Genomic DNA, 20932 nt, shown 5'->3' with positions numbered 1-20932 from the left:
AGCAGTTGCTATTCCTGACCTGACTGGCGGTTCTGCCGCCGCAGGTTGTAGACGAAGGCAAGTACCTCGGCCACCGCCTGGTAATACTCGGGCGGGATCAGCCGCCCCACCTCCACGTCGTAGTAGAGGCCCCGGGCCAGCGCCCGGTTCTCCACCAGGGGCACGTCGTGCGCCTGGGCGATCTTCCTGATCTCCAGCGCCAGCAGGTCGGCGCCCTTGGCCACCACCTTGGGCGCCGCGACCTCCGCCGCGTCGTACTTCAGCGCCACGGCGAAGTGTGTGGGGTTGGTGACCACGACGTCGGCCTTGGGCACCTCCTTGAGGGCCCTGCGGCGCATGGCCATCTCCCGCATGCGCTGCCGCTGCTTGGACTTCAGCTCGGGGGCGCCCTCCTGCTCCCGGTGCTCCTGCTTGACCTCCTGCTTGGTCATGCGCAGCGACCGCTGGAACTCCCAGTACTGGTAGCCGTAGTCGAGCACGCCGATGACCAGGAAGGCCAGGCCCACGGCCAGCATCACGTCGAGCACCATGTCAGCGAGCGCCACGAGCCCGATCCGCACAGGCTGGGCGATGAGGTTCGGAAACTGCGGCGTCAGGCCGGCCACGCTCCGGTACGCGATGTAGCCGATGACGACCAGTTTGAGCAAGCCCTTGATCAGCTCGGTAAGCGTCCGCAGGGAGAAGATGCGGGAGAGACCGGTTATGGGATTCAGCGTCGAGAACTTGGGGACCAGGGCCCGCAGGGTGAAGATGAACCGGGTCTGCAGGGTGCCCACGGCCACCCCGATGGCCAGCAGCACCAGGGCAAACGGCAGCAGCGTGCGCAGGAAGAGCAGGGCCCACTCCTGGAGGATGACGGCGGTCGTCTCGGCCGTGAGCTCGGTGGCCCGCAGGCCTGCGAACGCCCCGGCCATGCCGCCGGTCACCTGCTCCACGGCGGCGGCCCCGAGGCCTCTGAGGGCCAGCGTGGCCGCGACGAGGCCGACGCCTGCGACCAGGTCGTTGGACCGGGCGACCCGCCCTTCTTCCCGGGCCTTCCTGAGCCTTCGGGGTGTTGGCTCCTCGGTCCGTTCGGCGAAGAGCTGTAGATCCAAGGCCTATCCCCCCGTCGCGGCCCGCATGAGATCGAGCATCCGCATGGCCTCCGCGTACCCGGCCTCAAACAGGGCGGTCAGCGGCCGGGCGTAGAAGGGCAGCATGAGGATGAGCAGGAGCAGCCCCACCAGGGTCTTGGTGCCCAGGCCGATCGCGAAGATGTTCAGCTGGGCCACCGCCCGGTTCAGCACGGCGAACGCCACCATGGTGAGGAGCATGGCCGCCACGAATGGCAGGATCAGCTGCATCGCGATGCCCAGCAGCTCGCCGAAGAGCCTGGCGACGTAGAGTCCGCTGACGGCGCCCTCCACCGGGCCGCCGGCCGGCACCAGGGCGTAGCTCCGGGCCAGTGCGCGGATGAGCCCGTGGTGGCCGTCGATGGCCAGGAAGAAGACCAGGGCCGTCGTCTGAAACAGGTTACCCAGCACCGTAGCGCTCTCGCCCGTGAGCGGGTCGAAGAGGCCGGCGAGGGAGAAGCCCATCTCCAGGTCGATCCAGGCGCCGGCGATCTGCATCACGCTCACGACCAGCAGGCAGAGGAATCCGATCACCAGGCCCACCACCAACTCCAGCAGCGCGGCGAGGAGGAGGTGTGCGCCCTCGGTTCTCCCGGGCGGGGGCGCAACGGCCGGGATGAGGAAGAGGCCAAGGACGAAGGAGAGCGCCACGCGCACCTGGAAGGGCACGAACCGGGTGGAGAGGATGGGTGCGGCGGTGAAGATCCCCATCGCCCGGGAGGCTCCCAGCAGCAGTGACGCGAGTTGCGCGTAGAGCTGTTCCATGGTCGGGCTAGCGCACCATCTCGGGCAGCATCTGAATCATGCGCCGGGCGAAGTCCATGAGCGTGGTCAGCATCCACGGGCCGAAGAACACCAGTCCGGCGAGGGCCGCCAGGATCTTGGGCACAAACTGGAGCGACGCCTCGTTGACCTGCGTGGTGGCCTGGAAGATGGAGATCAGCAACCCGACCAGCAGGCTGAGCCCGATGACGGGCGCTGCGACGTACAGGGCAGCCCGCACCGCCTCCTGTGCCAGGTCCAGGGCAAACTCCGGAGTCATCTGCGGTCGCCCCCTTTTATCCGGTAAAGCTGCGCACCAGAGACTCCACCACCAAGTGCCAGCCGTCCACGAGCACGAACAGGAGCACCTTGAAGGGCAGCGAGATCAGGGTCGGCGGCACCATCATCATGCCGAGGGACATCATGAGGCTGGCAACGATGAGGTCGATGATGATGAACGGCAGGTAGATGAGGAAGCCCATGGTAAAGGCGGTCTTCAGCTCGCTGATGACGAAGGCGGGCACGACGGTGAGGAAGCCGACGTCCTCTGGCCCCTCGGGCGCAGGCTGGCCGCTTACCTCCAGCATCAGACGCAGGTCGGCCTCCCGCGTCTGCCTGAGCATGAACTCCTTCAGAGGCACGGTGCCACGTTCGATGGCCTCCACCTGGTCGATCTCGCCGGCCAGGTAGGGCTGGACCGCCACGCTGTTGACCTCGCTGAAGGTCGGCATCATCACCGCGGCGGTGAGGAAGAGCGCCAGGCCGATCAGCACCTGGTTCGGGGGCGACTGCTGGAGCCCCAGGGCGGTGCGGACGAAGCCGAAGACGATGACGATGCGGGTGAACGAGGTGCAGAGGATGACGATGGACGGTGCCAGCGTGAGAACCGTGAGCAGGAGGAGCAGCTGCATGGTCTGTAGCCCCTCCTGGGGGGTCTCGGCCGGCCGGACAAAGTCGAAGGTGGGAAGCGACAGCGGCTGGGCCTGGGCGACCGGTGCCGCCAGCACCAGCAGGACGGCGGTCAGCAGGACGGGGCGCAGCGCCTGCCACCTCGTCATGGCCCCCCTCCCCCCTTCCGGCTGAGAAGGCTGCGCATGCGATCGACGTTGGCCCGCACCGCGCCCTCCAGTCCGGCGAAGCTGTTCGAGGCCGCCCCGCTCTCCTGCTGGGGCTCCGCCAGCCACTCCGCCACCACCGACGGGTCGTCGATGCGGTGGATCAGCCGGATGGAGCCGTCGGCGGACCCCAGCAGCAGGATCTCCTTCCCCACCTGCACCAGCAGCAGATGCCGGTCGCGGCCGACGGCAAGCCCCTCCAGAACCCGCATCCGCCGGCCCCGGGTGAACTGGTACTGCCAGTGGGCGAGCCAGCGCACGGCCACGAAGGCCAGCGCGATCACCAGGAGCGAGCCCAGCAGGAAAACGAGCAGGCTGTCCGCGCCCCCGCTCGAGCGCAGCAGGCCCTCTGCGCCCTCGTTCATCGGCCCTGGCTCCCCTCGGGGTTGACCAGTTCGGTGATGCGGACGCCGTAGTTCTCGCCGATCACCACAACCTCCCCGCGGGCCACCAGCCGGCCGTTCACCAGCAGGTCCACCGCCTCACCGGCGTGCCTGTCGAGCTCCAGCACCGACCCCGGCCCCATGGCCAGGATCTCGCGCAGGCTGCGGCGGCTCTGGCCGAGCTCCACCGTCAGCTCCAGCTCCACGTCGGAGAGCAGCCCCAGGGGCGACGGGTCAGCCTCCGCCTCCTGGGCCGGATCGAGGGCGGCGAACGGGGCCTGTTCCGGTCCCTGTTCCGACGGCTGTTCGGCCGGCTGCTCGCCCTTCTGGGCCGAGGCGAAGAGAGCGGCGATCTCCTCCTGGGTCAGTCCTTGCTTAGACATGGATCGCCCCTCCCTCGCTATTGGATCACCATGTCGGTAATGTAGACCCGGGTGACGTGGCCGGGCAGGATGGCGTCAAGCCCCTCCTTGATGGCCTGGGCCAGCCGCTCCTTGCCGCCCGCCCCGTTGAGGTCCTTGGAAGTCAGGACCCGCACGTGGCTGAGCACCACGTCGCGCACCTGGGGCTCGGCCTCCTGGGCGGTCTCCTTCGCGTTCTGGCTAACCAGCCCAAGGGCCACGCTGAACTGGATATACCGGAGCCGGTCGGTGTCCGCCAGGTTGGTCACGAACTTGTCCATCTCGTAGTAAGCCTTCTCGACGGCCGGCTGGCCCAGCGCCACGGCAGCCCCGCCGACGGCGATGCTGCCGGGCGGGAAGCGCCAGACGTACACCGCAAGGCCCGCCACACCGACCGCCAGAACGACCACTGCACTGACGAGCGCTACCAAAAGCCCTCGGTTCATGCGCATCTCCTCTTGTTCGTAGTCAGGATGAAGCCCTTGTCTACCGCCTCAGGTTGATGATCTCCTGGAGCATGTCATCCGCGGTGCTCACCAGCTTGGCCGAGGCCTGGTAGCCCCGCTGGGTCAGGATCATCTCGGTGAACTGCTGCGCCAGGTCGACGTTGGAGCCTTCCAGGTTGCCGGGCACCAGCGTGCCGCGCCCGCCCGAGCCGGGGGTGCCGATCTGCGGTACGCCGGAGGCGGGCGTCTCGGAGAAGGTGGATGCGCCCTCCTTCAGCAGGCCGGCCATGTTGTTGAAGTTGGCCAGGGCGATCTGCGCCAGCACCTTGGTGGTGCCGTTGGTATAGCGGCCGATGATCAGGCCCTGTTCGTTCACGTGCACCGCGGCCAGCGTGCCCATGCCCCGCCCGTCCATGGTGTCGATCTGAACCGAAGACTTCGAGGCGCCCGGTCCGGCGCTGGCGTCGTAGGCCTGGGTGACCTTGCTGAAGTCCACGCGGATCTGCAGCGGTGCGGCTGCGCCGTCCGGGTCGATGATCTCCAGTTCGGCGAGGAAAGACTCCTCGTTGTCCGGGTCGATCGCCAGCGTGCCGTCGGTGTTGAACCGGAGCGTCGTATCCGCGCTGCTAAACTGGGCCCTGGTCCACTGCTTGCCCTTTGACGGGTCGGTGTTGTCGACCCAGTCGCTGTAGTCGTGCTGGTACTCAACCGTCCAGCCGTCATCGGTCTTGGTGAACCGGATGGCGACGCTGATGGGCCGACCCAGGCTGTCGTAGGCCGTCATGGTCGTGATGTAGGAGTCGTCCACCTGGGCGGCGGCGTCCAGGTTGCCCTTGAAGGTGGCGTTCTGCGTCGCGGCGGGCAGGGAGACGTCGCCGACCGTCAGCTTGATCTCGCTCATCGTCGCCTGGTCGGTACGGCCGATCCGGCCTTCGGCGTCCGCCATCCAGCCCATCACCTTCATCCCGAGGGGCGGGCAGAACAGGTAGCCGTCCGCGTTCCAGTCGAAGGTGCCGACCCGGCTGTAGAGGATCTCGTTGTTGGCGTTCTTCATCACGAACAGGCCGTTGCCAGAGATGGCCAGGTCCAGCGACCGGCCCGTCATCTGGAAGGAGCCGTAATCGGTCAGGAGGTCGATGGAGCCGACCCCGACACCGAGGCCGATCTGCTGCGGATTCGCAAGCGCCGAGCCGGGGGAGATCGTCTGGCTGAAGACGTCGGTGAACGTCGTCCGGCTGGCTTTGAAGCCCACGGTGTTCACATTGGCGATGTTATTGCCGATCACGTCCATGCGGGTCTGGTGGGCACGGATCCCCGAAACGCCCGAGAAAAGCGAACGCATGCCTGATGACCTCCCCTACTCGCTGTCGCTGTCGTCTTCGTCCCCGCTTGGGGCCGGGGCCGCCTGGATCACCTGTCCCAGCCGGACCCCACGGTTCCCCACGATGAGCAGCGGCTCACCGCCGTCCATGAACAGGGACTTCACGATGCCTTCTTCCACGGTTCCGGCGTCCGTCCAGTACTGGATCGCGTTGCCGACCAGGCTCAGCCCGTAGCTCATCTGCGCCCAGCGGGTGTTCTCCGTCATCTGCTCCAGCGCCGAGAACTGGGCGAGCTGAGCCAGGAACTCCCGGTCGTCAACCGGATTCAGCGGATCCTGGTAGCGCAGCTGGGTGACCAGCAGGTTGAGGAAATCCATCTTGCCCAGCTGGTCGGCCCTGCCGGTGCGGGTCGTCTCCATGGCGCCGGAGGCCGCGCTCGCCTGTGTGCCGTTGACTCCGTTCACGGTCATCGCCTACCGCCTCCTATGCCATCGTGTCCAGCCGCCCGCCCCGGGAACCGGGAGACCGCACCCGGCCGATCGCCGCCGTGGGGGTGCCCTTCGCCTGCAGGCGACTGCGTCCCGTGAACTGCGGCAACCGGTCGGGCTCCTCCTCGGGACCCCTCCGGGGCTGCCGCCCCTCGCCCGTGGCCACCTCGAATCCGGCGAGGTTGTACCCGGCGTCGCTCAGGCTCTGCCGCAGCTGCTCGCCCCCGCTCTCCAGGGCCTGCCGGGCATCGGGGTTGGCCACCTCCAGCGCGGCGTGAACCTCCCGCCCGCTCATGTGCAGCTCCAGCCGTACCTCGCCCAGGTGCTCAGGGTGGAGCCGCAGGGTGAGCCGGTACTGACCGTCGGGCAACTCGCGCACGGCCTTGGTGAACTCCTCCACCACCTGCTGCACCTGAAGGCGGCCGGCCGTCAGCCGTTCCAGCCCCCTGGCCTGGGAGGCTTCCGCCGCCGGTGCGGCTTCCCCGGCCGGATCCGTGGGGGTGGAGGGCCGCACGCCCGCCGCGACATCGGGCTCGGCTGCATCGCCGGAGAGTAAGGCCTCATTGGCCCCGGCCTGGAGCTCCGGCGACTGACCCGTGCCATCCTCCACCCCGGCCTCGGCCGGCTCACCGCCCACCGGCGCCGCTGGAGGCCCGGCCTGGGCCTCGCCTGACAGGCCCTGAACATCCGCTGCCGGGTCCGGCGCCACGTCCGCCCCGGAACCGTCCGCGGGCTCCGCCTGTACCGCCCGGATGTCCGTCAGGCTGCGGCCTTCCGGCCCCGCCCCTGCAACCCGGGCGGGCGGGGTGAATTGCACGGGAGTGCGGGCGGCGTCGGCTCCATCTGTCGGTGCGCTTTCACCGGGCAGGGCCTGGCCCTGCGCCGTCGCCACCGATACCGGCTCATCCGGGATCGGCGTGGACGGCACCGGGACTTCCAACGGCCCGGGGGACTCGTCGCCGAGCTGCGGGGTGGCCGGTCCCATCCCCGCATCGGGGACCGTGCGCCCCAGGAGTTGCTCCGCCAGGGCCGGTGGCTGTCCGGCCCCGCCGCTCTCCAACAGGATCGGGAAGCTCACGGGCAGGCTGCCCTCAGCGGCCGGTGCTGCACCGCCGGCCGGCTGGTTCACCGCAGGAGCCAGGGCAGCCAGCAGGGCCGCGAAGGCTCCGTCCGCCTGGGCGGCCTCCTCACTGCGCCTGGCGCCCCTTGCTCCGGTCACGCTGGGCGGCGAGGCTCCGCCCGGGCCTACCACGGGTGCCGTCATCGCTCAGCCTCCTCTGCGTATGCTTCAAGCAGCTCCGCTGCCCGACCGGCCTCCATGGCGGCCAGGATCGTTGCCGCATCGTCGGTGGTCATCAGCCGCAGGATCGAAACTGCCGTGCTGTTATCCAACCCGGCCAGCAGCGGTGCGGCTCTGTATGGGGGCATCTCGGACAGGAGCCGGGCGGTGCGCGTCAGGTCCGCGGCCTTCCGCTCCGTCCCCCCGTTCTGCTGCTCCGTTCCCCCCGGTCCTTGCAGGGTCTGGTCCACTTCGGCCTCCTTCGCCTGCACCGCCGCCTCCCGGGCGGTCAGTTCCCGCTCCAGGGCCGCAAGGTCGGCCTGTTTCCTGGCCAGTTCGACCTCGCGCGCCAGCTGCTCGGGCGTCGGCCCGGTCTGCGGCCCCTTATCGTCGCCCGTCTGCGCCGGGGCCAGGCCGGGAATCAGACCGGGGTTATAGACCAGGGCGATGGCCAAAACGCCGGTGATGACGGCGAACAGGGTCAGGTAGAAGGCAATCGAGGGGGGACGCTTCGGCCTCGGCTGGCGGGGCGTGTCCCGCCGGAACCACCGGCGCCGTGGCTTCTGCTCCTCTGCCGGTTCCTCCTGGGCCTTTCTGCGCCGGAAGAGCCGCCACCGCTTCTTCTTCGGCGCGGCCTCCTCCTCGGGAGCCGGGGCCGGTTGCGGTGCCGCAGCGCTCATCGCCTGCCACCCCCTTCAAGGAACACGTTCTGCGCCATCTCGTCGATGGCGGCCTGCTCGGCGGCCTCGGCCGCCCGGCGGTACTCCTCGGCCCTGCGCTCACGCAGCCGTCGCAGCACCTTCTCCCGCCGCTCGGCCTCGGTCATCTCCTGCCGGCGGCGCTCCTCCTCCTGGAGGGCGGCCGCCAGCCGCTCCGCCGCCAGCCATTCCTCGGCCACCAGGGCCTCGTGCAGCTCGGCCGACTGGCGCCACTGCTGGACCGTCATCCGCTCCTGGCGGCGGACCGCCAGCCGCTCGGCCGACGCCGCACGCCGGGCCGACGCCACCTTCAGATGCTCCGCCGCGACCTGCGCCGCCCTGCGGGCCGCCACCCAGTTGTTCTGCGCCAGCTTCGTCTCGTGCTCCCGGATCTCCAGGAGCCGCTGCAGGCGAAAGCGGAAGCGCTTCATCGGTTACGCTCCCTCCCCGCAGAGCGCCGCGAGCCCCTGGAGGGCGTCCTGGAACGTGCTGGGCTCGTCGAACGGCTGGATGAGAAAGCGCTTGATCTGGTCCATCTTGGCCAGCGCCTCGTCCACCAGCGGGTTGGTGCCCTTCTGGTAAGCGCCGATCTGAATCAGGTCCTCTGCCTCCTGGTAGGCGGCCAGCAGCGCCCGCAGCCGCTGTGCCTGCGCCCGGTGCTCAGGAGTGGTCACGTCGGGCATCACCCGGCTGACCGACTGCAGCGGGTCGATGGCGGGGTAGTGGCCGGCGTGGGCCAGCTTGCGGGAGAGCACCACGTGGCCGTCCAGGATGGAGCGGACCGCGTCCGCCACCGGCTCGTTCATGTCGTCGCCGTCCACCAGGACGGTGTAGACGCCGGTCACGCTGCCGGTCGCCCCGGTTCCGGACCGCTCCAGCACCCGGGGCAGCATGCTGAAGACCGACGGGGTGTATCCCCGGGTGGCCGGCGGTTCGCCGACGGCCAGGCCGACCTCACGCTGCGCCTGGGCCAGGCGGGTGACGGAGTCCATCATCAGGATCACGTCCAGCCCCTGGACGTCGCGGAACCACTCGGCGATGGTCGTGGCCAGGAGGGCGGCACGGATGCGAACCAGGGAGGGCTGCTCCGAAGTGGCCACCACCACCACGGAACGCCTCAGCCCCTCCTCGCCCAGGTCCTTCTCGATGAACTCCCGCACCTCGCGGCCCCGCTCGCCCACCAGGGCGATCACGTTGCAGTCCGCGGCGGTGGCCCTGGCGACCATGCCCAGCAGGGTGGACTTGCCCACGCCCGAGCCGGCGAAGATGCCGATGCGCTGGCCCATGCCCACCGTCATCAGGGAGTCCAGGGCCCGCACACCCATGCCCAGCGGCTTCCGGATCCGCTGGCGGGCCAGGGGGTCCGGCGCCGGGCCGATGACCGGCCGGCGGCCGCAGTCCTCCAGGGGACCCTTGTCATCGATCGGGTTGCCGAGGCCGTCGATCACCCGGCCCAGGAGGCCCGGGCCCACCGGCGCCTTCAGCGGGCCGCCGGTGGCCACCACCTCCCAGCCCGGCCGCAGGCCGTCGGTTTCGCCCAGCGGCATCAGCAGCAGCCGGTCCTGCCGGAAGCCGACCACCTCGGCGGCCACGGTGCGCCCGTCGCCCCGCAGCCAGCAGAGTTCGTTCATCTTGGCCTTCGGGCCGGCCGACTCGATGATCAGCCCGGCCGCGCCCGTGACCCGCCCGACGACCGGGAGCAGCTCCACCTGCTCCACGGCCCGCCGCAGTTCAGCCCACGCCAGCGCCCCGCTCATGGCTCCACCCCTCCGAGCGCAGCCCGCATCGCGGCCTGCAGCCGTGCGGTCTGCTGCTCCAGGGTGCCGTCAACCTGACCGACTGGGGTCTGGACCAGATAGCTGCCCCTGCTGAGGCCGGGGTCCGACGTCAGCGTCAGGGCGCCGGCGCCCAGTTCGCGCTCGAGCGTGGAGCGCTGGGCCTCCAGGAGCGGAAGGTCGTCGGGGCTGACCCGCACGGTGGCGGGGGAGTCCTTCACCAGGCGCAGCCCGGCCGCCACCATCTGCACCACCGCCTGGGGCTGGACGGCCAGGTGCCCCTGCACCAGCCGGGTGGCGGCGGCCACGGCGAGCTCCACGAGGGCCTCCTGAGACCGCTCCAGCCGCTCCCTGACCTCCGCCTCGGCCCGTTCCCGCGCCTCGGCGAGGATGCGGCTGGCCTCGGCCCGTGCCTCGGCCAGCGTGGCCTCGGCGGCCTTCTCGGCCTCAAGTCGTGCCAGCGCAGCCGCCGACTCAGCCTCCTTGCGGATGGCCTCGCCCTGAAGCCGTGCGTTCTCGAGGGCCAGCTCAGCCTCCCTGCGCAGAGCGGCGACCTCGGCCTGACCGGCCTCCAGGCCTTCCAGCCTGCCGCGCTCGTAGCCCTCCTGCCGCGCGGCGGCCTCTGCTCGCTCTGCCTCCTCGGCAGCCTCTTGCAGGATCCGGGCGGCCTCCAGCCGGGCCTTCTCCAGGTCGGCCTGCATCGCCTCGCTCCGGGCTGCTTCCTCTGCCTTGGCGGCGGCAGCGGTCCGGCGCACGGGTGCGGGCGGGTTGGCAGGCCTGGGCGGAGGCGGCGTGAGCTTGGGCCACACGGGAGGCGTTGCCTCTATCCCGGGCGGCAGCTTTCCGACCTTAAATGTACTCATCAGCGCCACCACCCCTGGCGATCTGGATCTCGCCGGCCTCCTCAAGCCGCCTGATCAGGGCGACAATGCGGGCCTGGGCCTCTTCGACGTCGCGGATGCGCACGGGACCCAGGTACTCCACAGCCTCCCTGAGGGCCTCGCCGGCCCGCTTGGAGACGTTGTTCATGACCTTGCGCCAGACCTCTTCCTTGGCGGCCTTCAGGGCCAGCGGCAGGTCCTTGTTCATGTCCACCTCGCGCAGCACGCGCTGCACGGTGCGGTCGTCCAGGTTGACAATGTCGTCGAACAGGAACATCCGCTGGGCGATCTCGCTGGCCAGGTCGGGGTCGTCCGCCGAGAGCAGGCCCATGATGGACTTCTCGGTGGTCCGGTCGACCCGGTTGAGCACCTCCACCGCCCAGTTGATACCGCCGGCCACGGTGGACTCCTGGCTCACCATCGCCGAGGCCTTCCGCTCCAGTACCCGCTCCACCTCGCGCAGCATCTCCGGCGACGTGCGGTCGAGGGTGGCCACGCGGCGGAGGATGTCGGCCTGCCGCTCCTGCGGCAGGTTCAGCAGCACCTGCGCCGCCTGGTCGGCCTCGAGGTGGGCCATGATGACGGCCACCGTCTGCGGGTGCTCGTTCTGGAGCAGCGAGGCTAGGTGAACCGGATCGGTGTGGCGGACGGCGTCGAACGGCCGGCGCCGGAGGTGGGAGGTGAGGCGGGTGAGGATCTCGCGGGCCCGCTCCTGCCCCAGCGCCTGTTCGAGCATCTCACGGGCATAATCGATGCCGCCCGTGCGAATGTGTTTATCAGCGGTGGCAATGGTGATGAACTCGGTGAGGACCTCGTCGCGCACCTCCGGGGTCACCTTCCGGGACTGCGCGATCTCTACGGTGAGCATCTCGATCTCGTCATCGCGGAGGTGCTTCAGGATGCGGGCCGAGCGCTCCACCCCGATGTTGATACAGAAGATGGCGGCCTTCTGGCGGCTGGACAGCCGCTGTTCTCGCTCAGCCAAGCGCTACATCCCTCCCTTGAGCCACTGCCGGATGACCTCGGCGCAGGCCTCAGGTGCCTGCTCGAGCAGCACGTCGATGTCGGCCAGGATGTCATCGTCCATGAAGTCCTCGGGATCCAACGGCTGCCGCGGAGGCCGGCGCCGCTTCATCACTTCCTCAAACTTCTGCACTGCACTCTGCTCCTCGGTTCCCTCGGCCGGGGCCTGCTCGGCGGGCTCGGCCTCAGCAGCAGAGGCTGCCACCTGCGCCGCCGGCAGGGGCTGGTCGAGGCCCAGGGCAACGTCGAGGGTGGTGCCCGCCACCGCCCCGGGAACGCCGGGGAGGGCGAACTCGGGCTCATGCCTGCGCCTGCGGGTGAGCAGGGCGGCGAGGATCAGCAGGAACGAGGCGATGCCCAGGGCGATGGCCAGGGTGCGGGCGTCGAGAACCCGCCCGGTCTCCGCCTGCACCGGCGTGGGCACCAGGGTCTCGGGCCCCGGGCTGAAGGACATGGCCAGCACGGTCACGTCCATCAGCTGCGCGCCGGTGGCGGATGCCGCCAGCTGCCGGATCTGGTCGATCTGCGCCTGGGAGAGCGTGTCCCGGTTTACGGTGACCGCCGCGCTCACCCGCTTGATGGCGCCGGGCGGAGATACCGTGACCTGGTTCCGCTCACCCACGTCGTACCTGGTCTCGGTCCGGCTGGAGTAGGACGAGCCCGATTCAGTGGAGGTGCTGGGCTCCTGGTAGATGGGCACCGCGGGGGCGGTGATCCCGTTCGGCAGCGTGGCAGCGGCGCCGGGGGCGACGGGCTCGGAGCTCGTGCCCTCGGTCTGGGAACCCGACCGCTCCGTCACGGTGGAAACGGGCACGCCCTGACCGACGATGCGCTCCTCGGTGCGGGTGGACTGGTGATCCAGCTCCACGGTGACCGTGGCCGCCACGTTGCCCCTGCCGAAGATCGGCTCCAGCACCTGAAGCAGCTTGCTGGTCAGCTGCTCCTCCCGCTGCCGCTGCTGGGCCAGCGCCTCAGCGTTGAGGTTGGTCTCTTCATCACTGGGCCGCATCTCCCGGCCGGCGGAGTCGATCACGGTGACCCGGTCGGGCGAAAGCCCCTCGACGGAGCTGGATACGAAATTCATGATTGCCCTGACGTTGTCGCCGTCGAGGGTACGGCCTTGCTTCAGCTGAACGAGTACCGCTGCCGAAGGTTGCTCCTGATCCCGGATGAAGACCGACTTCTCCGGCAGGTTCAGGTTCACTTTGGCGTATTCGATGTCGGCGATGCGCATCAGGGAGCGCGCCAGCTCTCCCTCGATGGCCCGCTTGTAGTTGACCTGGCGGTCGAACTCAGTGGCGCCGAACTGCGGCTCGGCGAAGATCTCCAGCCCAACGTGGCCGGCCGACGGCAGTCCGGCCTGCGCCTTGGCCAGGTTTGCGGCGCTGCGGTCCCGGGATGGTACCTCGATGGTCAACCCATCGCCGGTAACCCGGCTCGGGACTTTCAGCTCGTCCAGGTATGATACCAGGGTGCTGACCTCGGCCGGATCAGTGGCCTTGTAGAAGACCTCCCAGCGTGGCCGCCGCAGATACCAAGTGGCCGCCAGCGAGACCGCCAGGGCCACGACCAGGCCGACGGCGAGCCACCGCATCGGGCGGCTCATGCCGCCCCAGGCCCTCTTAATCCGTCCCATGACATCGGAGCCCGCGCTAGACAAGTGGTTTCCCCCCGGTGAGGTTGGTGCTGACGGGTGCTATCCGTCGGCTACATCGGCATCCGCATGATCTCCTGGTACGCTTCGATGACCTTGTTCCGCACCTGGATGGCAAGATTCAAGGTCAGGCTCGCCCGCTCGGAGGCGATCATGACCTGGGCGATGTCCTCCACCTCACCGGCGGCCAGCTTGACCGCCATCTCGTTGGCCGTCTGCTGTTCCTGCTCCACTTTCCGGATGGCATTGGCCAGCACATCGCCGAAGGACGGACCCGAGGGCGCCTCTTCGCGGGTTGCGCCCCGGGCTCCGGAACCCAGCGAGAGCACGGCGTTCAGGCGTTGAATGTCCATTTCAGATCCCCTCTCCTACCGGCTACCGGCCGATCTCCAGGGCCCGCAGGGCCATGGACTTCGCGGCGTTCAGCGCCGTGAGGTTGGCTTCATACATGCGCTGTGCGAGCATGAGGTCCGTGATCTCCTGCAGGAGGTCGACGTTGGGCATCCGCACGATTCCGGTGACCGGGTCGGCATCCGGATGCGTCGGGTCGTGCACCTCCTTGAAGGGGCTGGGGTCGGTTGCAATCTCCGCCACCCGCACCCCGAGTCCGGGCTCAGCCGGCCGGCCGGCCTGCTGGGCCAGGGCGGAGGCAAAGGTTCCCGGCCGCTCCTCCACCACCACGGTGCGCCGCCGGTAGGGCCCGCCCTCCGCCGTGCGCGTCGTGCGGTAGTTGGCCAGGTTGTTCGCGATCACATCCATGCGCAGCCGCTCGGTGGTGAGGGCCGACGCGCTCGTCTCCAGAGCCTGGAACATCCGCATCTAATTAGCCCCTCCCGTCCGTGATCACCATGCGCAGCCGGCTGAAGTGGTCGGAGATCTGGCGCGTGAGGGCGCTGTACCAGATCTGGTTGGCCGCCATCTTCACCGACTCGGCTTCCACGTCCACGTTGTTGCCGTCGGGCCGCCCGATGGAGTCGGTCTCCTGCACCAGCTGGGGCCGCACCTGGTCGGGGTTCTTCCCGGCGGCCAGGGCCCGGGCCAGCTCCGTCTCGAAGTCGACCCGCGACCGCTTGAAGCCCGGGGTCATGGCGTTGGCCAGGTTGTGGGCAATCACCCGCTGGCGCAGCGACGCCGCGTCCAGCGCATGCTCCACGATCCGGGCCGGCAGGTCACGCCCGATCATCTGCCATCATCCTCCTCGCCGACCATCAGACTTTGCCGATCTCGCTGACTGCCTTGGCCAGGGTCTCGTCCTGCACCCGCATGGCGCGCTGGTTGACCTGGTAGGCCCTCAGCGTGACGATGAGGTCCGTCATCTCCTTGGTCAGGTCCGCGTTGGACGCCTCAAGGTAGCGGGTATGGAGCCGGGTCGACGCATCCGCCCCGTCCAGCGCCAGGCGCCCGACGGGCCGGCCGTCCGCCAGCACCGTGCCGTCGGCGCCGAACTCGGGCTCGGCCCCGGGCACAACCAGCGGCACGCGGTTTCCGGCGTCGTCCTCCACCAGCACCCGGTAGCCCTCCGTGGTGGTGATGGTGCCGTCGGCCATCTGGAGGAAGGCGCCATTGCGCGTGCGGTAGAGGCTGCCATCTGGCCGCAGGGCCAGAAAGTAGCCCGGCCCGGTGAGGGCCAGGTCGAGAGCGCGCCCCGTCTCGCGGAGGTCGCCCTGGCGCTCGTCCACCACCACCTGATCGACCCGGCTGCCGTTGCCCAGCACGCCCACCCGCTGCGGGGCGGCGTCAGCAGGGTCGCCCATGCGGTAGAGCAACATCGTGTCGAACTCGGTGGAGGTGGCACTGGACCGCTTGAAGCCGCTGGTGTTGATGTTGGCGATGTTGTCGGCCAGCACGTCGGTGCGCACCTGCTCCACCGCCATACCCGATCGCGAGGCCTCAATGCCACGGATCATCCTGCCATCCCTCCCGTCGGACTCTCTCCGCCGGCCGGCGGGCCGGCAGCGGGCGAAACCTCCCGCAGAGCCAGGTAGATCTTGATCTGGCCGATCTCGGTGATGATCGGCACCGTCAGCATGTTGATCGCCGTGGGCGCAAACCGAACACCCGTTCCGCGCACGATGCGGGGCGGCGAGATGCGGCTGGGCCACCCGGCCGACTCCAGCGTGCCGGCGGCGTAACCGGTGATGAGGTTGCCAAGCTCGCCGAGGGCCGACTCGGCCATCGGGTCCGTGATGGGATAGTCGGACCCGGTCATCGCCCGGATGATGCCCTTGGCCATCGCGAGCTCCATCCCGTAGATCACGATGCCCTGCACGGAGCCCATCACGCCGATGACCACGTTGACGGCGTGCAGCGTGGAGATCGCCTTGCGCATCAGGGGCTTGTCCGAGACCACGCTCTTCAGTCCGGCCTCCGAAGCGAGCACCTTCAGTCCGGCGTACACGAACGGGTTCAAGAACTCAACTTTCATGACTACACCACTTCACGCAGGTCAGGTGCCCCGGCGCGTGATCTGCACCGCCATCCGGTCGCCCACCACCCCGGGCTTGCCGTGGAAGACGAGCTTGTTGCCCACGAAGACGGGCAGTTCGCTCCCCACCCGGGTGTTCAGGCGAACCAGATCACCGACCCCCAACGCCAGAAACTCGCCGAGCCGGATGCGGGTCTTCCCGAGCAGGGTGGTCAGCGGGAGCGGTGCCCCCTGAACCGCCCGCCGCAGGCTGTCTTCCTCGGACGGGCTCATGTGCTTGGCGTCGGCCAGCCACGACTGCGGCGACAGCCGGGAGAGGACCGGCTCCACGGTGGAGTATGGGTAGGCGTAGGTCATGTGGCCCAAGTGCTCGCCGATCTCCACCGCCAGCGTGATCGCGGCCACCACCTCGGTGGGCCCGCCGGTCTGGATGAAGACGGGGTTGGTCTCCACAGCCTCGATGCTGGGATCGATCTCGGCGACGTTGCGCCAGGCCTCCTTCATGGGCCCGAAGGTGTCGCGCACCACGCGCTGGATGATGCCGAGTTCGATCTCGGTCAGCTCCCGCTGCGGCTGCGCATCGCTTCCGGGCCCGCCGAAGACCCGCTCGACGATGGCGAAGGCGACGTTGTGGCTGATCTCCAGCAGGCAGATGCCCGGGAGGGGGTTGATCTTGAACGAAAGGGTGATGGTGGGATTGGGCAGCAGCTGGGTGAACTCCGAGTAGGTGAACTGGTTGGTCGAACGCACGTTGATCTGGACCCAGGAGCGCAGTCCCGCCGAGAGGTATGACTGGAGCAGCCGGGCCAGGTTCTCGTGGACCAGCACCAGCGTTCTGATCAGATCTTTGTTGAACTTATTAGGCCTACGGAAATCATACGTACGAACGTTGCTGCCCGTGGACATTACGAGCGCATCAATTTCGGCCTGGCTCAGTGGATTCTCCATGCGCGTAACCCTCCATTGGGCAGGAACTGTTTCATGTGATCACTGAAAGACAGAACTAGTTAAACATAACTCTTTTACCTAGGATTCGCGCCAAATCGCCGGAATCCTTCCCGAATACAGGTAGGTTAGGGATTTTTCATCCTGTCCTTTTCGATATATGTGGTTATGAACCCTTCTACAAATAGCCGCAGGAGCCAATTTGGCGCTTTCCGGGACAATGGGAAATCCACCAATGATCGTATGGGCCCCGTCTTGGCGCCACCGAAACAATGGCAAAAGCACCCCCAAGACGCCGGCGGCCGTCCGCCGACATCCCGAGCGGCAACCCGGCTGGCATGGGAGCATGCGCTCCTTTAGCCCCGTGGCTTTGCGGCCCCGCCTTTCGACGGGTGTGCCTTTATCGCTTGGTTGAGAGTGCTCGCATATCCCTTGGACACCTGGTTGAAGGAAGGCATTAGCAATAGATTCTAGATCACTCCGAGAACACCTTCATGTTTCGTAGGTGATTTTACGCGTGACTTATTTTCGCGCTGTATTACGCGCGGACCAGGATGAGCCCGACCGGGCCCATCCTGGTCTCGCTGCGCAGGGGGGATTAGCAGACGTAGTCGCCCTTCTCCAGAACCCGGGCGGCGATCTGCCGCTTCAGGGCGATGGTGTTGGTGGGCGTGTAGCGGGTCAGCCGCTTGAGCATCGAGAGCTGGGTGCGCAGGGTATCGCCGTCCTCCTCCACGGCGGGCAGGAGCGTGCGGGCGATGGTGGCAATGCGCTCGAAGGCCTCCTGGCAGTAGACGCGGGCCATCTCGGGCTTCAGGCCGGGCCGCCCCGCGCGGATGGCCTTGAGCGCCCTTAGCACGGCAGACTCCATGGCGTAGATCTCGATGGCGATGTCGGCCACGCCAAGGAGCAGCTCCTGCTCCTTCTCCAGCGCCATCTGGAACTTCTGCACGCCGAGGCCGGCCAGCATGAGGAAGACCTTCTTGGCCCGGTCGATCATGAAGACCTCCTGGGCCAGCGGCTCGTCGGACTCCTCAAACGGGGTCAGCTCCATCAGCTCGCCCTGCAGGCCGGCCAGCGCCTGCATGATGGGCAGCTGCCCCTTCATCGCCCGGCGGACCAGCGTGCCGGGGATCAGCAGGCGGTTGATCTCGTTGGTGCCCTCGAAGATGCGGTTGATGCGGCTGTCGCGGTAGGCGGTGCTGACCTCGTACTCATCCATGAAGCCGTAGCCGCCGTGGATCTGCACACCCTCGTCGGCCACGAAGTCGAAGGCCTCGGAGCCGAAGACCTTCATGATGGAGCACTCCATGGCGTACTCCTCGAGGCGCTTGGCCACCTCGCTGCCGGGGGCATCGGGATCGAGGCCCTCCAGCGCGCTCTCGAGGAGCCCGGCGGTGCGGTAGCCCATGGACTCGGTGACGTAGGTGCGCACGGCCATGTCGGCCAGCTTCTGCTGGATCGCCCGCAGCTCGGCGATGGGCTTGCCGAACTGGTTCCGGGTCTTGGCGTACTCGGCCGCGATCGAGAGCACCAGCTTCGCCGAGCCGACGGCGCCCGCCCCCAGCTTCCAGCGGCCGATGTTCAGGATGTTGAAGGCGATGTGATGGCCCTTGCCGATCTCGCCCAACAGGTTCTCCACGGGCACCTTGGCGTCCTCGAGGATGAGGGAGCAGGTCGAGGAGGCGTGCAGGCCCATCTTCTTCTCCTCAGGCCCGATGGAGACGCCGGGGAAGCTCCGCTCGACGATGAAGGCGGAGAACTTCTCGCCGTCCACCTTCGCGTAGACCACGAAGACGTCGGCAAAGCCGGCGTTGGTGATCCACTGCTTGGTACCGTTCAGGATCCAGTACTTGCCGTCCTCGGACAGCCGGGCCGTGGTGCGGGCGCCCAGGGCGTCAGACCCGGCGTTGGGCTCGGTGAGGGCGTACGCCGCCACCCACTCGCCCGTCGCCAGCTTGGGCAGGTACTTGGCCTTCTGCTCCGGGGTGCCGAAGTAGACGATGGGCAGCGTGCCGATGCCGGTGTGGGCGCCGATGGTGATGGCGAAGGCGCCCGCCCGGGAGTACTCCTCCACGGCGACGGTGGCGGTCACCTTGTCGAGCCCCATGCCGCCGTACTTCTCGGGGATCTCCAGGCCCAGCAGGCCCAGCTCGCCCAGCTCCTGCAGCAGCGGGCGGGAGTGGAACGGCTTATCCTGCTCGATCTCGTGCAGCCGCGCCCGCACCTTCTCGGAGAACTCGCGGGCCGTGCCGGCGATCATCCGCTGCTCCTCGCTCAGGTCCTCGGGCGTGAACACCTGCTCCGGATCCGGCATGGAGAGCAGGAAGGAGCCACCCTTCAACATCTTGGTAGCCTCGGACATCTTCGTACCTCCTTCGTTCTCCCGGGTTCCCCCGGGTACCCCTTCGGTTGGATGGTCAGCTCTGTCGTTCTGGAGTCCTCGCACAGCCACATGCCCTGGGGCTGCCGCCAGCCGTGCTGGAGTCGTCGCACCTGCACCGGTCTGGGGTGCCCGTGCCAGGGGCAAGGGGGGCAAAGGCGCATTGCTGGCGCCAGTTCAAAGCTCCGCAGGAGGCCGGCGCGAGCGCAGCGGAGCAAGCACGCCCGGCCGACGAGGAGCTCAACCCCCGTGCCCCATCCGCCGGCCGTGCTGGAGTCGTCGCACTTGCACCGGTCTGGGGTGCCCGTGCCAGGGGCAAGGGGGGCAAAGGCGCATTGCTGGCGCCAGTTCAAAGCTCCGCAGGAGGCCGGCGCGAGCGCAGCGGAGCGAGCACGCCCGGCCGACGAGGAGCATTACCGCTGGTGCGCGCCAGCGGCGCCGAGCCCCCTTGCCCCTGCCGCACGTCGTGCTGGAGCGCGGGCGCCTGGGCCCGGGCAGGGCGGGCGAAGCCGCATTCCTGGCGCCGGTTTAAAGCTCCGCAGGAGGCCGGCGCGAGCGCAGCGGAGCGAGCACGCCCGGCCGACGAGGAGCATTACCGCTGTTGAGCGCCAGCGGCGGCGAGCCGCCCTGCCCGGTAACACTGAGATCAGTGCACGAACTCCAGTACGCCTGCGGCGCCCATGCCTCCGCCGACGCACATCGTCACCAGGCCGTACTTCGCCTTGCGGCGCCGGGCCTCGTACATGATCGTCACGGTGAGCCGTGCGCCCGAGCACCCCAGCGGGTGACCCAGGGCGATGGCGCCGCCGTTGACGTTCACCTTGGCCGGATCCATCTCCAGCTTGCGGATGACCGCCAGCGACTGGGAGGCGAACGCCTCGTTCAGCTCGATCAGGTCGATGTCGGCCAGCGTCAACCCGGCCAGCTTGAGGGCCTTGGGCACCGCCGCCACCGGGCCGATGCCCATCACCTCGGGCTCAACGCCGCCCACGGCGAACGAGCGGAAGATGGCCATGGGCTTCAGGCCCATCTCCTGGGCCTTCTCGGCCGACATCACCACCACGGCGGCGGCGCCGTCGGTGGTCTGGCTCGAGTTGCCCGCCGTCACCTGGCCTTTTGCGGAGAAGGCCGGGCGCAGCTTCGCCAGCGCCTCCATCGAGGTGTCGCGCCGGACGCCCTCATCGGTGTCGAAGACGAACTCCTTCTCCACTGCCCGCTTGCCGTCGAACACCGTGTGCTTCACGGTGACGGGGACGATCTCGTCCTTGAACCGGCCGGCGTCGATGGCCGCTGCCGCCTTCTGGTGGGACGCGAGGGCGAAGGCGTCCATGTCCTCCCGGCTCACGTCGTACCGGGCGCAGACCATCTCGGCCGTATGGCCCATCGACATGTAAAGCTGCGGGTAGCTGGAGACCATCCCGGGGTGCGGGCGGGGCGTATGACCGCCCATGGGCACCCGGCTCATCGACTCGACGCCGCCGGCCACGGCGATCTCCATCTCGCCCGACCGGATGGCCTGGGCCGCGATGGCGATCGCATTCAGCCCGGACGAGCAGAACCGGTTGATGGTGAAGCCCGGGACGCTGGTGGGCAGCCCTGCCAGGATGGCGGCGTTGCGGCCGATGTTCAGCCCCTGCTCGCCCTCGGGGAAGGCGCACCCCAGCACGACGTCCTCCACCGCAGCCGGGTCGAGCCCCGGCGTGCGGGCAATCGCTTCCTTTATAACGGTGGCGGCCATGTCCTCAGGCCGCATATGGCGGAGCGACCCCTTCGGCGCCTTGCCCTGCGCCAGTCGGGCTCCGCTCACGATCACAGCTTCGCGCACCACTTCGCCACCTCC

Annotated in this window: 24 protein-coding genes and 1 riboswitch; all 24 genes read right to left on the bottom strand. The window is 68.6% G+C overall.

The window, feature by feature from the left end; genetic code table 11:
• Positions 1 to 8: 8 nt before the first annotated feature.
• The gene (gene flhB, locus J2Z79_RS01900) at positions 9 to 1094 is read right to left on the bottom strand and encodes a flagellar biosynthesis protein FlhB (protein ID WP_209465160.1); all 1086 of its coding nucleotides are present in this window, start codon (positions 1092 to 1094) and stop codon (positions 9 to 11) included.
• Positions 1095 to 1097: 3 nt separating this feature from the next.
• Positions 1098 to 1877, bottom strand: a complete 780-nt coding sequence (fliR, locus tag J2Z79_RS01895; protein ID WP_209465159.1) for a flagellar biosynthetic protein FliR — start codon at positions 1875 to 1877, stop codon at positions 1098 to 1100.
• 7 nt (positions 1878 to 1884) lie between these two features.
• The gene (gene fliQ, locus J2Z79_RS01890) at positions 1885 to 2154 is read right to left on the bottom strand and encodes a flagellar biosynthesis protein FliQ (protein ID WP_209465158.1); all 270 of its coding nucleotides are present in this window, start codon (positions 2152 to 2154) and stop codon (positions 1885 to 1887) included.
• Positions 2155 to 2170: 16 nt separating this feature from the next.
• A complete protein-coding gene (fliP, locus tag J2Z79_RS01885) occupies positions 2171 to 2932 on the bottom strand; it encodes a flagellar type III secretion system pore protein FliP (protein ID WP_209465157.1) in 762 nt (253 codons plus the stop codon).
• Positions 2929 to 3354: a FliO/MopB family protein gene (locus tag J2Z79_RS01880; RefSeq protein WP_209465156.1), complete on the bottom strand. Its 426-nt coding sequence runs from the start codon at positions 3352 to 3354 to the stop codon at positions 2929 to 2931. Before J2Z79_RS01880 ends, fliP begins: the two co-directional genes overlap by 4 nt.
• On the bottom strand, positions 3351 to 3755 hold the full coding sequence (fliN, locus tag J2Z79_RS01875; RefSeq protein WP_209465155.1) for a flagellar motor switch protein FliN: 405 nt from the start codon (positions 3753 to 3755) through the stop codon (positions 3351 to 3353). Before fliN ends, J2Z79_RS01880 begins: the two co-directional genes overlap by 4 nt.
• Before the next feature lie 17 nt (positions 3756 to 3772).
• Positions 3773 to 4219 carry a flagellar basal body-associated FliL family protein gene (locus tag J2Z79_RS01870; protein WP_209465154.1) on the bottom strand — a complete coding sequence of 149 codons (447 nt, stop codon included), beginning with the start codon at positions 4217 to 4219 and terminating at the stop codon, positions 3773 to 3775.
• Between the two features lie 40 nt (positions 4220 to 4259).
• On the bottom strand, positions 4260 to 5561 hold the full coding sequence (locus J2Z79_RS01865) for a flagellar hook protein FlgE (RefSeq protein WP_209465153.1): 1302 nt from the start codon (positions 5559 to 5561) through the stop codon (positions 4260 to 4262).
• Between the two features lie 15 nt (positions 5562 to 5576).
• A complete protein-coding gene (locus tag J2Z79_RS01860; protein ID WP_209465152.1) occupies positions 5577 to 6011 on the bottom strand; it encodes a flagellar hook capping FlgD N-terminal domain-containing protein in 435 nt (144 codons plus the stop codon).
• 13 nt (positions 6012 to 6024) lie between these two features.
• Complete coding sequence (locus J2Z79_RS01855) at positions 6025 to 7293, bottom strand: flagellar hook-length control protein FliK (RefSeq protein WP_209465151.1); 1269 nt, start codon at positions 7291 to 7293, stop codon at positions 6025 to 6027.
• Positions 7290 to 7988 carry a MotE family protein gene (locus tag J2Z79_RS01850; RefSeq protein WP_209465150.1) on the bottom strand — a complete coding sequence of 233 codons (699 nt, stop codon included), beginning with the start codon at positions 7986 to 7988 and terminating at the stop codon, positions 7290 to 7292. The genes J2Z79_RS01855 and J2Z79_RS01850 overlap by 4 nt, the downstream gene beginning before the upstream one ends.
• Entirely contained in the window at positions 7985 to 8437 is a 453-nt protein-coding gene (locus tag J2Z79_RS01845; RefSeq protein ID WP_209465149.1) for a flagellar FliJ family protein, read from the bottom strand. Before J2Z79_RS01845 ends, J2Z79_RS01850 begins: the two co-directional genes overlap by 4 nt.
• Positions 8438 to 8440: 3 nt before the next feature.
• Positions 8441 to 9763, bottom strand: a complete 1323-nt coding sequence (locus J2Z79_RS01840; RefSeq protein ID WP_209465148.1) for a FliI/YscN family ATPase — start codon at positions 9761 to 9763, stop codon at positions 8441 to 8443.
• Complete coding sequence (locus J2Z79_RS01835; protein WP_209465147.1) at positions 9760 to 10590, bottom strand: FliH/SctL family protein; 831 nt, start codon at positions 10588 to 10590, stop codon at positions 9760 to 9762. Before J2Z79_RS01835 ends, J2Z79_RS01840 begins: the two co-directional genes overlap by 4 nt.
• 40 nt (positions 10591 to 10630) lie before the next feature.
• Positions 10631 to 11647, bottom strand: a complete 1017-nt coding sequence (gene fliG / locus J2Z79_RS01830; RefSeq protein ID WP_209465146.1) for a flagellar motor switch protein FliG — start codon at positions 11645 to 11647, stop codon at positions 10631 to 10633.
• Between the two features lie 3 nt (positions 11648 to 11650).
• Positions 11651 to 13291 (bottom strand): flagellar basal-body MS-ring/collar protein FliF, encoded by a 1641-nt coding sequence (gene fliF, locus J2Z79_RS01825; RefSeq protein ID WP_209465145.1) that lies wholly within the window; start codon positions 13289 to 13291, stop codon positions 11651 to 11653.
• Between the two features lie 101 nt (positions 13292 to 13392).
• Positions 13393 to 13692, bottom strand: coding sequence for a flagellar hook-basal body complex protein FliE (gene fliE, locus J2Z79_RS01820; RefSeq protein WP_209465144.1), 300 nt, complete (start codon positions 13690 to 13692; stop codon positions 13393 to 13395).
• 22 nt (positions 13693 to 13714) lie between these two features.
• The gene (gene flgC, locus J2Z79_RS01815; protein ID WP_209465143.1) at positions 13715 to 14158 is read right to left on the bottom strand and encodes a flagellar basal body rod protein FlgC; all 444 of its coding nucleotides are present in this window, start codon (positions 14156 to 14158) and stop codon (positions 13715 to 13717) included.
• 4 nt (positions 14159 to 14162) lie between these two features.
• Complete coding sequence (gene flgB / locus J2Z79_RS01810; RefSeq protein ID WP_209465142.1) at positions 14163 to 14522, bottom strand: flagellar basal body rod protein FlgB; 360 nt, start codon at positions 14520 to 14522, stop codon at positions 14163 to 14165.
• Between the two features lie 25 nt (positions 14523 to 14547).
• The gene (locus J2Z79_RS01805) at positions 14548 to 15246 is read right to left on the bottom strand and encodes a flagellar hook-basal body protein (RefSeq protein WP_209465141.1); all 699 of its coding nucleotides are present in this window, start codon (positions 15244 to 15246) and stop codon (positions 14548 to 14550) included.
• Positions 15243 to 15764, bottom strand: a complete 522-nt coding sequence (locus J2Z79_RS01800) for a chemotaxis protein CheX (RefSeq protein WP_209465140.1) — start codon at positions 15762 to 15764, stop codon at positions 15243 to 15245. The genes J2Z79_RS01805 and J2Z79_RS01800 overlap by 4 nt, the downstream gene beginning before the upstream one ends.
• 21 nt (positions 15765 to 15785) lie before the next feature.
• Positions 15786 to 16712, bottom strand: a complete 927-nt coding sequence (fliM, locus tag J2Z79_RS01795; protein WP_209465139.1) for a flagellar motor switch protein FliM — start codon at positions 16710 to 16712, stop codon at positions 15786 to 15788.
• A gap of 317 nt (positions 16713 to 17029) precedes the next feature.
• Positions 17030 to 17118: riboswitch (cyclic di-GMP riboswitch) on the bottom strand.
• A gap of 189 nt (positions 17119 to 17307) precedes the next feature.
• On the bottom strand, positions 17308 to 19074 hold the full coding sequence (locus tag J2Z79_RS01790; RefSeq protein WP_209465138.1) for an acyl-CoA dehydrogenase family protein: 1767 nt from the start codon (positions 19072 to 19074) through the stop codon (positions 17308 to 17310).
• 664 nt (positions 19075 to 19738) lie between these two features.
• Positions 19739 to 20917, bottom strand: a complete 1179-nt coding sequence (locus J2Z79_RS01785; protein WP_209465267.1) for a thiolase family protein — start codon at positions 20915 to 20917, stop codon at positions 19739 to 19741.
• Positions 20918 to 20932 lie beyond the last annotated feature (15 nt).

Origin of the sequence: Symbiobacterium terraclitae, from assembly GCF_017874315.1 — a bacterium.
GTDB classification, from domain to species: Bacteria; Bacillota; Sulfobacillia; order Symbiobacteriales; family Symbiobacteriaceae; genus Symbiobacterium; species Symbiobacterium terraclitae.
This window is presented reverse-complemented; position numbering and strand designations above follow the sequence as displayed.